Here is a 13,236-nt window from a genome sequence, read left to right as displayed (position 1 = left end):
GACAGGTGGGGGTCCGGGTCATGACTGGAGGGGAAAGGAAGTTGGACTATACAGCTCTTGGGCATGGTCGTCCCTTTGCTCGATGATGATGGGGCATCCTCGAAGTGGAGCGGTCAGCTGGAACCGCGGGAGAAGACCGCACAGCGCAGTTCGCTCGTGTGGCGTTCTCCGTCGATCTCGAGCCAGAGTTGTTCCGGTGACGGGAGCATTTCGCTGAATTCCAAGGGGGAATCCGACCTCCGGGCGAGACGGAAGATCTGTCTGACGATGAGAGGTGACTCCCAGTCGACGTACACCGGTTTCGGCTCGCCGGGGATCTTCATGAAGCCGTGGCGGGGCAGGCTCAGGCCACGGCGGAGCTTGCGGGCGGCGGCGAACTCGGCCGCATCCCCCTTTGCCGGGCGCGTCCCGGGGCTCCATCCGCGAAGGGCGTTCGCGGGTATGCGCCAGCGCTCCCGGTGGAGGACGACGCGGCCGCAGCGGATGCGGGGCAGATGGTCGTGGCCGATGCTGCGTATTCCGACGCCTCCGAAGTGCCGGGGGAAGGCGAACGGGGACAACGGGTCCTGACGGATGCTGGGTCCGCCGGCCAGCGGGGCGAGCAGCTTCAGCCGGCCCTCCACTCCCCGCGCGCGGAGCTCCAGGCGTTCGGCGGTTGCCACGACGTACAACTGATGGGGGTGAAGCACGGCGTCCCGGCTCTTCGGGGACAGTCCGTGGACCTCCAGGTCCGGGCAGGGATAGGTCAGTTGGGCGGCAGTTTTGTCCGGATGCGCGCGGGAGAGGTCGATCAGCACCTCGTCCTCGTCCAGCAGGCTCTGGTACCGCGCGTAGACCTCGTCCAGCAGGTCCGGAGCCTCCGCCTGCATCATCGGGGCGAAGCTGGAGTGGGTGAGCGCCTCGCGGACGGCATGGCAGTCGCCCACGACGGCGAGGAAGTCGCCGTTGGCGAGCGCGTCGGTGTCCCGCGCGGCAAGCATGACGTCCGGATTGCACAGCGCGGGTGGTGTGGCCGGATGGCGTGCGAGCAGTTCCTCCAGCCGGTCCCGGTCGACGACCGTCTCGTGCTGATCGCCGGTGGTCCCTGTCAGCAGTACGTTCGTGACCTCGTGGTCAAGCGCCGCGATGTCCCGTTCCACTTCCTCGCACTCTCGGGCGAGCCGCGGCTTGTCCTCGAAGAAGCCGGCGTAGAAGTGCTGGAGTGCGACGGGGTTCCCCAGGCCAAAACGTTCCTTCATCCAGCCGTGCAGGATCTCCTGCTCGCGGCGGACACGGAGCCGGGGAGCGAGGAGCGTCAGGTCGTAGACCACCGACAGTTCGCGACTGATGACGTTCTCGACGTCTTGGCCGAGGGCCATGCTCCTGACTGGGCTGTACGCCTCCTCGTAGAGGACGCTCCGGTCGGAGTAGTGCAGTCCCTGGGACCGGTTGGCCGCGGTCCCGCTGATCTCCTCGAAGTTCTCCTTGAGGCGGCCCAGCAGAGCTGCACGGTCCTGGATCGGGCCGTCGGCGAACTGCCGCAGCGTGTCGGCGAACCACCGCACGACCGCGAGATCGGCTGCCCCGTCCTCCAGGTACGCGGTCAGCGCATGGAGGGGATCGGCGGCCCCGACGGGAATCTCCCAGCAGGCTGTCAGCCAGTCCTTGCGCACCAGTTCATGCAATACCTCGTCGAAGGTACGGCGGGGTGGAGTGCCGTCGCGTCGCGCCCACGCGGCACGCAACTGTGCCACCGTGCGTTCGCCGTCGCACCGTTCCCACAGCCATGACTGGTCGTCGTCGAACGTCTCAGCCGTCACTTCGACGAAGCGCCAGTCGTCCGGCATGCCAGTCCGCGTCTCGAACGCGTACAACCGGATACGCGAGTCCTGGCTGAACGCGAGCGGCCGCCGTCGCGGACGTACGGTCTCGAAGTGCTCGGGGCGGCTGCTGAGCGCCTCGGCGATTGCCTCACCTGCCCAGTGGCTCAGGAAGGCGATGCGACGGAGCGGACCGGTGGACCAGGAGATCCCTGCGGTGTTGGGTGCCAACCGGGCCACCGCGAGAGGACCGAAGTGCGAATGTGTCTCGTTCTTCGTCGTGACCCGCTGGAGGTACATGGTGAGCAGGTCGGTCATGCGCTTGACGTGGCCGTCCGATCCCCCTCCGCCACCGTCGATCCAGCCGGCGAACTCCTCGAAGCGTGCGTCGTTCGACAGGAGCAGAACCTGCTGGAGTGCGGGGTCGCGAAAGAGGCGTACGACAGTCTCGCGACCGCGAGCCAGCGCGGCAGCGTGATCCTTCTCGAAGGCAGTCCACACGCTGTCCAGGGCCAGAACCGCGTCCTGGTAGCGCCTGACAATCTCCATGGACGCCGGGCTGAGGTCCGCCTCCAAGCGCGTGAGGTCCCGCGGCGGGAATAATCGCAGCATGCCCACCCCGGAGGCGATGTCCCCCTTCGTGCCCACGCGCTCCTCGCGCAGCACTGCTTTCAACTGTTGCCCGATCTGAAGCGCCTTGTCGCAGCAGGTCAGTACGGCATCAGCGGCTTTCGGAGTCGACGAATCGGCAACTTGTTGCAGGAGAGAGCACGGAAATCCGGCGTGGCGCAGCAGCATGATCGGGGCGAGCGCCCACTCGTCACGGCCATGGGAATGGTCGGCCAGGGCGTGGATCAGGGTGCTGCCGCCCCCAAGCCCTGTGTCGTCCTGATGCTGTCCGCGCCCGTCCATGACTGCCCCCGTTGGCCGCTCAGTGCCCGCAACACGGCGTGACGCTAGTCATGCGACGAGGCGTCTTCAATGGCATATGCGCGGGTTCACTGACATCAAGCCAAAGATGGCGATCATTCGATGCCGTAGAGGGAGAGAGGACGCGGTGGCGTTCGGTGCGGGCTCAGCGTCCGGCGTCGGTGTCGACGTATCCGGAGAGTTCCGGCGGTGGGGGTGTGGTCGTCGATGTGGGATGGGTGGCCGGGGGTCTCGTGCGGACGACGGCTTGGTCGCCTCGTGGCCCGAACAGGTGCAGGATCTCTACGGCACTCGTGTCCGCCGGACCGAACCAGTGCGGCTCTCGGGTGTCGAACTCGGCAACTTCTCCCGCGTGGAGCGTGCATTCGTGTTCTCCGAGGATGAGGCGTAGTTGGCCGGCGAGGACGTATAGCCATTCGTAGCCGTCGTGCGTCACCAACTTCGGCTCGCGGGGAGCCAGTACGTGTTTGAACACCTGCACCCGGCCCGGGTACTGGGTCAGGGGCACGAGGATGCTGCCGTTGCCTTTGCGCACGGGCGTGAGATGCACCCGGGGATCACCGGTGGCCGGTGCGGCCACCAGTTGGTCGAGCGCAACGCGGTGCGCCCGCGCGAGCGGGATGAGCAGGTCGAGCGTTGGGCGCCGTCTGCCGGATTCGAGACGGGACAGTGTGCTCACCGAGATGCCGGTCGTGGCCGCCAGTGCCTCCAGGGTGAGTCCTCGGTCCCGGCGCAGCGTGCGCAGCCGTGGTCCGATGCCGTCGAGGATCTGCTCCAGTTCCGCGTCCATGTGGCTCAGTGTGCGGTTCTTTGCGGTCCTCGCAAAAGTGCTGGTCGGTGCTGGTCAGCCTGACTGAGTCTTGCCGGGCACGTACTCCCGGATGCGAGAGGCAACCCGTGACTGCGACGACGACTCATCCTGCTGCGCCCGCTCTGAGCGCGCGCAGACGCTGGACGGTGCTGGCTGTCTGCTGCCTGAGCATGTTTCTGGTGGGGCTGGACACCACCATCGTCAACGTGGGCCTGCCGGCCATCGGGCGCGGCCTGGGCGTCGGGACGCGCGGTCTTGAGTGGACAGTGGACGCGTACACCATCGTCCTGGCCGGTTTGCTGATCTCCTCCGGTGCGCTGGCGGACCGCTTCGGACGCCGCAGGGTGTTCCAGTCCGGCCTGATGGTGTTCGGTGTTGCTTCGCTGGTCTGTGCAACGGCTCCTTCGGTGGGCGCGCTTGTCGCGGCCCGCGCCGTTCAGGGCATCGGCGCCTCGATGCTCAGTCCCGTGGCTCTCGCGATCGTGGTCAACGCGATGCCCGACCCGCGGGAGCGAGCGCAGGCGATCGGTATCTGGGCCTCGGTCTTCGGGCTCAGCATGGCCGTCGGTCCGGTCACGGGCGGCGCCCTCGTCGCGGCGCTCGGCTGGCGGGCCCTGTTCTGGATCAACGCTCCCGTCATCGTGGCCGCCCTGGTGCTCAGCGCCGTGTTCGTGCCGGAGTCCCGGGGACCTCGGGCGCAGCGGCTCGACGTTCCAGGCCAGGTCCTGCTGACCGTGGTCATCGGGGTCTGGGTCGGCGTCCTCATCGAAGGGCCGCGCATCGGCTGGACGGCGCCTGCCGCGTTGGCCGCCTACGCCTTCGCCTCCATGGCGACCGTCGGATTCATATGGGCCGAGAGCCGCCGACGCCAACCGCTGATGGATCTGCGGCTCTTCCGCAGCCCGGTGTTCAGCAGCGCGGTCCTGGGTGCCGTAGCGGTCTTCGTCGCCCTGAACGTGACACTGCTGCTCAACACCCTCTACCTGCAGCAGACCCGGGGACTCACGCCACCGGCCGCCGGAGCAGCGACGTTGCCCATGGCCGTCGGCGCAACCGTCTGCGCCCCCTGGTCCGGCCGTCTTGTCGGCCGCCTCGGACCCCGGCTGCCACTGACGCTGGCCGGAGGTTTCACCATGGCAGGCGGCCTTTGCCTGGTCGGGCTCGACCGGCACACGAGCCTGCCGCAGCTCCTGCTCGCCTACCTGCTCACAGGCATCGGGTTCGGCTTCGCCAATGCGCCGATCACCAACACCGCGGTCAGCGGGCTGCCCGCGGCCCGGGCCGGCGTGGCCGGAGCGATCACCTCCACCGCGCGGCAGGTCGGCTCCGCGCTCGGCATCGCCGTCGCCGGCGGCCTGGTGGCGAACAGCACCCCGGCAGGGCTGGCCCACGCGTCCCGCCCGGGCTGGATCCTGGTCGCCGCCTGCGGACTCCTCCTGGTCCTCATGGCCCGCGCATCGCGGTCGAAGACGTGAAGAGGCGCTGTCGGAACGGAGCCGATTGCTCTCGCCAGATCAACGATGGGTTGCAGCGCGTCGGGGTAGCCGGGTCCGGAACTCGAAGAATCATGCCTGCCCCCAAACCTCGGGTGGCTGAGCACGCGAGGAGGGGGTTGGGTCTGGGCCTGCGCCGAAGCGGTCATGTGACAGCCGAGACGATGGCTGTGCAGTGTGCGGCGAAGGCGACGATGGTGAGGTCAACGCGGCGCCATCGCTGTGACTGACGCGCGGTCGCCGATCAGGGTGGGGGCCTCGCGAGCCCCACCCGGATCAGCAGAACGGTCGGAACTCCCTGAAGTCCGGCGTAGGGCGCGGATCGGGCAGCCGGTAGGCGCTGGTCCGCGGCCGACCGCCGGCCGGGTCGGTGGTCCCGTCGGCCAGAGCGCCCGGTATCGGACGCCACCCCAGGTTGGTCTCGAAGTACGCCACGGCAGCGCCGACCGACGGCCACCAGACATCGTCGAGCAGCACGACGCCGCCGGGTCGGACGATGTCGCCCAGGAAGTGAAGGTCGACGAACACGTTGTGGAAGTGGTGGCTGCCGTCGACGAACGCCGCGTCCGCGGTGAAGCCCGCATCGGCCAACCGGGCAAGGCACCGTTGCGATGGCTCGGTCACCAGCTCGACGATGTCGTCCAGGCCGGCGCTGCGCAGCAGCTCCCATCCGACACCGTCGTACGCCGTGAACTGGAACGGGTCGATCACCACATGCCGCGGGTTCCGTGAACCGGTGCGCAGCAGCGCCTCGCTGATCGCCAGCGCCGAACTGGCATAGGCAAGTCCGATCTCGACGACTGTGCCGACTCGCTCGTCCACCAGGAGGTCACGTACCTGATCACAGTCGCGCTCCGGAAGCGTGACGGTGGCGAAGTCCGGACCCCCATCGGGACTCCGAGGCGGCCCGTGCTGGGCGAGCTCGCGGCGTACGGCGGCCACTCGATCCAGCCGCTCGCCTTCTGCTCCGTCCGGTTGCGTGATCGAGTTCACCAGGACACTCCTTCTGGCTGAGGGCACGGCCGAGGCCAACGGTGACACCCAGAGCGGCCGCGGCCATCGTCGACGGGCGTCGTCACCGGCCACCGCTGTCCGGCGGAGGGGGGCATCAGGTCGTCGGGCACAGGTACCGGACCAGGCTCTCCTGCCCGGCTGGCCGAGGCGTCCGCCTGCGGAAGTAACTCCCGCTGCGCCGAGGCGAGTACGGTCGGCGGTCCGAGCAGTGCAGCGGATGAGCTTGTAGGTCACCAGGATTACGCACACGGCCTTCCTGCGCGGGACGTCCGACGGCGTCCGCTCTGTGATCGTGAAGACACCGGGGCCGGAACTCCCCGCCCGGAGTCGTAGGTGCCTGCGGACGACCAGCCGACCCCGATCGAGGCGACCTGTGTTACGCGCCGTCGCGAGTCCGAGGCCACCCGTGCCCTGGTACTGCGCCGGGCCCGGGCCGAACGAGCCGCCCGTCAGGCCGACGCGGCGGCCGCCGTGCCGCAGTCCGCTGTGCGGCGGACCACGGCGTGACAGGAAGCCACTGTCGTGAACTCGCCGCGCGGATGCCCTGACGGATCTCCTCGGTCAGATCCCGGCATCGAGAGCACGATCAACGAGTTCACGCCAGGGCCACGCCCTCCGAGCCGCCCGTCTTCAGTCGACCGCCATCCGGTCACCGCGCTCGGCGAAACCCATGAGAACGGCCCGGCCGGGCACCGTGATGTTCTGTCCCCAGCGCACTGGCGTGGAGTGAGTGCCGCATCCGCTTCTGCCTGCCGACACGAAGGGGGACACCTGTCGCCGACGCCACTGCATGGATCCGTCCGCAAGGCCAAACGTTGGATGTGTCAGAGCCGTCTCGTGGTGAACAAGGTGGTCCCGCGTACCGCGTCCACTTCCTTCCGATCGGTCTCGGTGAACCCGACCTTGACCAGCACTCTGCGAGAAGCGGTGTTCCAGTCCCAGACGGTGGCCCACAGACGTTCGTGCCCAGACGAGGGCCGCGCCGCCCACAGGGAGCCGGCCGACGAAGGAGGGGCTGCAGCCATGAGCTCGCTGTTGATCGCAAGACCTCTATCCACGAGCAAGAGGTGGTGTGGCTGGAGAACCCCGGAAACCTCGACTACGTCCGCCAGGCCCTGGACAAGACCACAACCCCGCCACCGCCCGGCGCAGCCTGCTCGTCCGCCTGCACTACCTCACCTGCACCCACCACGCCCGCCACCGGGCGCGCGAGGCCGGCCCGACCGTCACCGACCGCACCCTGAAGGCTTGGCTGGATGGCAGACGGTCACCGTCTAGGGCGAACCTGGAGCGCATCGAGCAGGCCTACCGCTCCGTGCGACGGGAGAACGCCGCCCGCTACCTGCTGGCCCGCCTCAATGGCAGCAGGCACAGCAGGGCGAACCCGTTCGACATGGTCAGGCAGACGAGTCGCAGCAGCATCCAGCTGTCGGTGAGCAGGACAAGGGCCTTCTCGTGGCCGGCGTCCCAGCCGTAACGGGTCCAGCGGCGGGCGGCGTAGTCGAGCTGGGAGAGCGCCAGGCTCCAGCAGGTGCGGCGGGTGGCGGGGTCGAAGCGGTCCGCCTTGTTCGGACCGTGCGAACCCGTCTCCCGGACACCGCGGCATTCGGCTTGGTGGGTGCACGGGCATCCGAAATATGGGCCCTTGGTGCCGACGTTAGCCACTCTATGAGTGAAACATCCAAAGATGCCCTATTTTCCTCGCTGCAGCACGAGTCCTTTCGTAAGCTGCTGGCGGCCGAACGCGCCGGCACGACGGTGCAGATCGCGGCCTTGAGCCGTGACTTCGATGGAATGGTCGAGGCGAACGCCTTGGTCGCAACCGATGACGAGCACGATCCTGAGGGGTCGAGCACCGCTTTCGAGCGGGCCCATGTCGCCGCCATGCTGGCGCAGGCGCGCGACCATCTGGCCGATGTGGATCGGGCGCTGGGGCGGTTGGAGGAGGGCGACTACGGACGGTGCGAGGGCTGTGGAGAGCCGATCCCGACCCAACGCCTGGAGGTGCGCCCGGCGGCGCGCACCTGCGTACGCTGCGCCGCAGGATGAGGCTTGCCGTCCCGGACAAAGGCTCGGCCAGGATCCCGCGCTCCACCAGCCGCTCCAGCTTCGAGCGCACCCCCTCGACATGCCGCGGCTCGGTCCTCAGTCCCAGGTGCTGGCAGACCTCTTTGCAGCGCGTCGCCGCCCCCGAGGCTGCGAACAAGGCGATGATCTCCCGGTGCTCCGGCGACATCACCGTCACATCCAGCTCCGCCTCGGCCTTCACCAGCGCCGCATGAGAAACCGGGGCGTGGCGGTCCTCAAGGTCCCCTGCGAAGTTCTTCGCCGCCTGCACTTCCCAGGCCGCGGCCGGGTGCGCGGCGGCGCCCAGGACGCGGATCCGCCGGCCGACGGCTGGCGTGTTCGATGTTCGGCCGGCACGTGCAGACGGGCGCCGGTCAGGGTGACCGCCTCGAAGAAGTCGCAGGCCCATAGGGCATCGGCCTGGCAGCGCAGGAAGTCGGCCCACGTGCTGGAGCCACGCTCGGGCGCTGGATCTATTCCGGCCTCGTTCAGGCCCTTCAGGAATGAATACCGCGACCGTAAAGGCGGCGACCCTTATGCCCAGGACAAGCAGTTCGCCGTTCATCCTCCAGTGGCCCCGGTGGTGGGGATTCTCGCGTGCGAGACGGAGTACAAGGGCCCGTAGGGAGTGCACGGTCCGCAGCCGACCCGGGCGCTTGGGCCGGGACTGGGCGGCATCCCGGCGCGCAACCAGGTCCCTGTGCCACCGCAGCACCAGCGCGCCTGCGGGGGTCAGCGCCGGCTGGGAGGCGATCAGCGGTCCGGGCTGCATGGCGTTCTCCAGCAGGAACAGCGCACACGCCCAGCGCGGCGACGGCGTAGGTCTGCCAGGAGGTGAAACAGGCGGCGATGCCCTCGCCGGCTGAAGGTGTCGGTGGAGGACTTCATCAGGGCAGCGGTCTGTGCGTAGCCGACGGCGGCAGCCAGGCCCATGCAGGCGGCGCGGCTCCGGCCCATGGGGCGCTGGACCGCGACGGCGCACAGCACCGCCATGGCTCCCAGGCAGCAGGTCATCACCGCTAGCCACCGGGAGGCGGGGGCCTGGAGGGTGCCGCCGCCCGGTGCGGCCGCGAACAGCGCCAGAGCAAGTCCGACGACGATGCCGCCGACACCAAGCCAGGCCGCCTGGGACATCGGGCGGCGGAAGGCGACGCCTGCGACGAGCAGCGCGAACGGCAGCTCCAGTATGCAGGTCGGCTGCACTACGGCCAGCGGACCGGTAGCCAGCGCGGCGCCTTGGCACAGCACCGCGAGGACGACGCCTCCGATGCCCAGCAGCCAGACGGGCGTATGCAACAGGTCCCACATCAGGCCGATCCGGAAAACCGTTGGACTGCGGCACGATCAGGGCTGCCCGACGTTGCATCACGGTTCCCAGGGCGTTGCTGCTGCCGCGAGCACGGCAAGGAGCAGTGACACGACGGTCGGCACGATGGGCCTCCTCTCGGGGCGATGGGGAACCACGTATCCGCACCGGCCGGGGCGTTGCGTGGTGAGCTGGACAGCGTTTCGATCCCTACGGGGGGCGACCGGGCGGAGGCGCCGCAGAGCGTGCCGCGGCCTCACCAGGCGCTATGGCTCAGCTCTGCAGGCCGAACCGGTAGTGCCCGCCGACGGTTTCGAATTCGTAGGGACGCTGACACTTCTCCCAGGTACCGATTAAATCGGCGTCGAAGGCAGCATTCGGCAACTGGTGGAGGCTCTCGTGCACCTCGGGGGAGTGGCGGGGGTTCTCGCCCGCGAGCCAGGCGATGGCGATCTGTTTCTGCGCGTGGGACAGCGACGTCGATAACCGGCTGAACCGCGGCAGCCGTGGCGGACGGCCCCCGGCCTTCGACCGCGACACCTACAAGCGGCGCAACGTGGTGGAACGGTGCTTCAACAAGTTGAAGCAGTGGCGCGGCATCGCCACCCGGTACGACAAGACCACCGAGTCCTACCAAGCAGCCGTCACCCTCGCAGCCCTGCTGATGTGGACGTGATGTTTGACGACAGAACCTAGGCGGCTTTCTGTGAGGCGGCGGCGTCGGGGTTGAGGTCCTGGAGGCTGAGCCGGTGTGCCGGGGGCCCCGGCAGGACTACGCGGTGGGTGGTGTGCAGGTCGGGACCGACATGGAGGAGTTCCCCAGGCTCCATCTGACGCCAGTGGGGATTGTCGTCCAGGCATTCGCTGGCGACGACGACGGCCGGGTGGTCGGTCAGGTTCTCGGAGTGGATGCGCATGCGCCCGTGGCTGCCGCTGTGATCGAGATGCCGGCTGCCGTGCTGGCCGCCCGCCGGACGCTCGAGGACATATAGCTCGTGGGTGTCCGGATAGCGCAGCGCCCACAGATGCTCGGGGGTGATGAGGACGAGGTTGAGGGCGTATACAGGCAGGTTTTGCGCGATCCACCGGGCGGCGTGCTCAATGCCTGCGGCGACGTCGCCGCCGTTCTGCCTCGTCTCCCGGGTGATCAGGGCGAAGAACCGTTCGGAGTCGGTGTCGCCCTTGACCAGGGAGCGGTCCTCGCCCAGGTGGTCGTCGAGCTTGTCGAGGCCCTCGATGACGCCGTTGTGCGCGAACAGCCGTTCCTCCTGTTTGAAGGGGTGGGTGTTGCGCGTGTCCAGGCTGCCGGTGGAGGCGTAACGCACGTGGGCGACGAAGGTGGCCGACTCGACCTGCCGGGCTTCTTCGGCGAAGGCGCGGTCCTGGTAGGCGGCGATCGGGGCCTTGTCGACGTGCGGGGTGCCGTCAGCGGAGAAGTAGCCCAGACCGGTGCCGTCGGGGTCCTTGTGGCTTTGCCGGCTGAGGCTGTCGGGGGCGTCCAGCAGCCAGAACGTCGCGGAGGTGCGCTGCGGAGCGCTGCTGAGACCGAACAGGCGACACATGGTTCTCCTTCTTCTTGGTCGCCGGGCAGCCAGCCCGGCGCTTGCAGGGGTGCGCGCACGGGCCGGTGTCCGGCGGTGGGTGGGGGTCGGTGTCAGTGGCGGCCGGGCGTCCGGGGGTTCTTGGTCTCGGCGCCGTGGGCGAAGCCGCCGGGCTCGTCGTCGCGGTGCGGCTCGTGCTGCTTGTCCAGCCGGGGCAGGACGCGGCGCAGATCCTCAAGAAGCAGGTCGGCGAGGTCGTGACTGAAACCGTTGCGGACCACGATGCGCAGGACGGCCAGGTCGGTGCGGTCTTTGGGGAAGGTGTAGGCCGGCACCAGCCAGCCCTGTTCGCGCAGTGCCGCGGAGACGTCGAAGACGCTGAAGTGGTCGATGTCCTCGCGGATCCGGAAGGCGAACACGGGGATGTCGCTGCCGTCGGTGATCAGCTCGAAGGGCTCGAGTTTGGCGATCTCGGCGGCGAGCCGGGTGGCGACGTCACGGCAGGTCTGCTGGACTCGCCGGTAGCCGTCGAAGCCCAGGCGCAGGAAGTTGTAGTACTGCGCGACGACCTGGGCGCCTGGCCGGGAGAAGTTCAGCGCGAACGTCGGCATGTCCCCGCCGAGGTAGTTGACGTGGAAGACCAGGTCGTCGGGCAGGGCGTCCCTGTCCCGCCACAGCGCCCAGCCCACCCCGGGCAGGACCAGCCCGAACTTGTGCCCGGAGGTGTTGATCGAGGCGACCCGAGGCAGCCTGAAGTCCCACTTCAGGTCCGGGTCGAGGAACGGCGCGATCATTCCCCCGGAAGCCCCGTCGACGTGGATGGGGATGTCCAGCCCTGTACGGGACTGCAGGTCGTCCAGGGCCGCGGCGATGCCGGCGACGGGCTCGTAACTGCCGTCGAAGGTTGAGCCGAGGACGGCGACCACGCCGATGGTGTTCTCGTCGCACAGCTCCACCGCCTTGTCGGGGGTGAGGTGGTAGCGGTCGCCCTCCATGGGCACGTAGCGGGGCTCGACCTCGAAGTAGTCGGCGAACTTCTCCCAGCAGATCTGGACGTTGATGCCCATGACGAGGTTGGGCTTATCGGCCGGCTTGCCCTCGGCGCGGCGGTTGTGCTGCCAGCGCCGCTTCAGCGCCAGGCCTCCCAGCATCGCCGCCTCGCTCGATCCGGTGGTCGAGCAGCCCATCGCGTGGCGTGGGTCCTCGGCGTGCCAGAGCCGGGCGAGCATGTGGACGCACCGGTTCTCGAGTTCCGCGGTCTGCGGATACTCGTCCTTGTCGATCATGTTTTTCTCGGCGCACTCGGCCATCAGCCGCCGGGCCTCGGGTTCAGCCCAGGTCGAGACGAACGTCGCCAGGTTCTGCCGGGCGTTGCCGTCGAGCATCAACTCGTCGTGGACCACCTGGTAGGCGGTGTCCGGCTCCATCTCCCCGTCCGGCAGCGCATACCGGGGTACCCGGATGGGCTCCCGGCTGAAGATGGGGTTGACTTCCAGGTCCCTGCTCTCGCCGCGGTTGTCGCGCTTCACCGTCATCCGCATTCGGTCCCTTCTGCCCTGGTCGGTGTGGTGTTGTGCGGGGTTCCCCCGCCCCGTGCTGCGAACCCGGCAGAAAGTGAGAGGAAGGATCGAAGAAGGCGATGCCCCTCCGCGCGAGCGGTGGCGGTGGCGGTTGGACATGGCGCCGCCTGATTCAGCGGCGCAGGCGTCGGGCCGAGTGCGGCCGCCGCGGCCAGCAGGGCGATGGCGCGCAGGATGCCCTGGACACGCACGTGGTCACGCCCGACGGCTATTCCGGGCTGCACAAGAAGGACTTCCGCGACTACTGCTCGACGGTCAGTGCCACGTTCGACTCCCGTCAGATCCCCTACACCAATCGGCTTCTGAGCGGCGACACCGACGTACCCGTCTACCAGGGCATCGCAGGCGTGAAGAACGGCGAGACCACCAACGCCGGCGCCACCTTCACCGGAGCCGCCCAGCGGAACGGCAAGGTGCTGATCGGCACGGTGATGCACCCGGCGAAACGCGAGCACAAGGAGGTCTACAAGGAGACCGCCAAGCTTCTCGACCGGGGTTTCCAAGCAGACGGCAAGGTGACCCCGGTGGGCGAACTGGTGCCACCGCAGAGCGCCGCGCTCGGCCGCTCGTGTCCCCGCCCCGCGCCCTGCCGGGGGAGTCGTCCGTTTCCACGGCGATCCGTCCGAAGGCCAACTTGCCCAGAGGGATCACCGATTCCTGAGCACGGCTGACGACAGCACACTCTCCATCGTCCG

At 68.5% G+C, this 13,236-nt stretch carries 12 protein-coding genes and 3 pseudogenes; 8 read left to right on the top strand and 7 right to left on the bottom strand.

The window, feature by feature from the left end:
* Positions 1–113: 113 nt before the first annotated feature.
* Both IE217_RS08080 and IE217_RS08075 read right to left on the bottom strand, forming a co-directional pair.
* Positions 114–2,711: a lantibiotic dehydratase gene (locus tag IE217_RS08080; RefSeq protein WP_190177064.1), complete on the bottom strand. Its 2,598-nt coding sequence runs from the start codon at positions 2,709–2,711 to the stop codon at positions 114–116.
* Positions 2,712–2,874: 163 nt separating this feature from the next.
* The gene (locus IE217_RS08075) at positions 2,875–3,519 is read right to left on the bottom strand and encodes a helix-turn-helix domain-containing protein (protein ID WP_190177063.1); all 645 of its coding nucleotides are present in this window, start codon (positions 3,517–3,519) and stop codon (positions 2,875–2,877) included.
* A gap of 107 nt (positions 3,520–3,626) precedes the next feature.
* Between IE217_RS08075 and IE217_RS08070 the strand changes: the two genes are divergently transcribed.
* Positions 3,627–5,015, top strand: a complete 1,389-nt coding sequence (locus tag IE217_RS08070; protein WP_268249134.1) for an MFS transporter — start codon at positions 3,627–3,629, stop codon at positions 5,013–5,015.
* Positions 5,016–5,309: 294 nt separating this feature from the next.
* Here the strand turns inward: IE217_RS08070 and IE217_RS08065 are convergent, their stop codons facing one another.
* A complete protein-coding gene (locus IE217_RS08065; RefSeq protein WP_229865105.1) occupies positions 5,310–6,026 on the bottom strand; it encodes a class I SAM-dependent methyltransferase in 717 nt (238 codons plus the stop codon).
* Between the two features lie 354 nt (positions 6,027–6,380).
* On the opposite strand from IE217_RS08065, the gene IE217_RS08060 reads away from it, so the two are divergent.
* From IE217_RS08060 to IE217_RS34530, 3 genes and pseudogenes are all read left to right on the top strand, one after another.
* Positions 6,381–6,554 (top strand): hypothetical protein, encoded by a 174-nt coding sequence (locus IE217_RS08060; protein WP_190177062.1) that lies wholly within the window; start codon positions 6,381–6,383, stop codon positions 6,552–6,554.
* Between the two features lie 314 nt (positions 6,555–6,868).
* Positions 6,869–7,291, top strand: a complete 423-nt coding sequence (locus IE217_RS35335) for a DUF6009 family protein (protein ID WP_373297970.1) — start codon at positions 6,869–6,871, stop codon at positions 7,289–7,291.
* Positions 7,180–7,407, top strand: a pseudogene (locus IE217_RS34530) (transcriptional regulator); the annotation flags it as partial. The gene IE217_RS35335 and the pseudogene IE217_RS34530, both read left to right, overlap by 112 nt.
* Here IE217_RS34530 and IE217_RS08055 read toward each other — a convergent pair.
* Positions 7,386–7,712: a hypothetical protein gene (locus tag IE217_RS08055; RefSeq protein WP_190177061.1), complete on the bottom strand. Its 327-nt coding sequence runs from the start codon at positions 7,710–7,712 to the stop codon at positions 7,386–7,388. The pseudogene IE217_RS34530 and the gene IE217_RS08055 overlap by 22 nt on opposite strands.
* A gap of 3 nt (positions 7,713–7,715) precedes the next feature.
* On the opposite strand from IE217_RS08055, the gene IE217_RS08050 reads away from it, so the two are divergent.
* Together IE217_RS08050 and IE217_RS08045 are read left to right on the top strand one after the other, a co-directional pair.
* The gene (locus IE217_RS08050; RefSeq protein ID WP_190177060.1) at positions 7,716–8,096 is read left to right on the top strand and encodes a TraR/DksA family transcriptional regulator; all 381 of its coding nucleotides are present in this window, start codon (positions 7,716–7,718) and stop codon (positions 8,094–8,096) included.
* A complete protein-coding gene (locus tag IE217_RS08045; protein WP_190177059.1) occupies positions 8,093–8,329 on the top strand; it encodes a hypothetical protein in 237 nt (78 codons plus the stop codon). The genes IE217_RS08050 and IE217_RS08045 overlap by 4 nt, the downstream gene beginning before the upstream one ends.
* 538 nt (positions 8,330–8,867) lie before the next feature.
* Here the strand turns inward: IE217_RS08045 and IE217_RS08040 are convergent.
* Positions 8,868–9,422, bottom strand: coding sequence for a DMT family protein (locus IE217_RS08040; RefSeq protein ID WP_190177058.1), 555 nt, complete (start codon positions 9,420–9,422; stop codon positions 8,868–8,870).
* Between the two features lie 482 nt (positions 9,423–9,904).
* Between IE217_RS08040 and IE217_RS08035 the strand changes: the two are divergent.
* Positions 9,905–10,096 (top strand): annotated as a pseudogene (locus IE217_RS08035) (transposase); the annotation flags it as partial.
* A gap of 16 nt (positions 10,097–10,112) precedes the next feature.
* Here the strand turns inward: IE217_RS08035 and IE217_RS08030 are convergent.
* Positions 10,113–10,982, bottom strand: a complete 870-nt coding sequence (locus tag IE217_RS08030; protein ID WP_190177056.1) for a class II glutamine amidotransferase — start codon at positions 10,980–10,982, stop codon at positions 10,113–10,115.
* 92 nt (positions 10,983–11,074) lie between these two features.
* Positions 11,075–12,502 carry a glutamate decarboxylase gene (gene gad, locus IE217_RS08025; protein ID WP_373297969.1) on the bottom strand — a complete coding sequence of 476 codons (1,428 nt, stop codon included), beginning with the start codon at positions 12,500–12,502 and terminating at the stop codon, positions 11,075–11,077.
* 215 nt (positions 12,503–12,717) lie between these two features.
* Here gad and IE217_RS08020 point away from each other — a divergent pair.
* Positions 12,718–13,116: pseudogene (locus tag IE217_RS08020) on the top strand (D-alanyl-D-alanine carboxypeptidase family protein); the annotation flags it as partial.
* Positions 13,117–13,236: the final 120 nt, after the last annotated feature.

This window comes from Streptomyces naganishii JCM 4654, assembly GCF_014650575.1.
Lineage (GTDB): Bacteria > Actinomycetota > Actinomycetes > Streptomycetales > Streptomycetaceae > Streptomyces > Streptomyces naganishii.
Note: the sequence above shows the minus strand (reverse complement) of the source record. Positions and strands in the feature narration are given on the sequence as shown.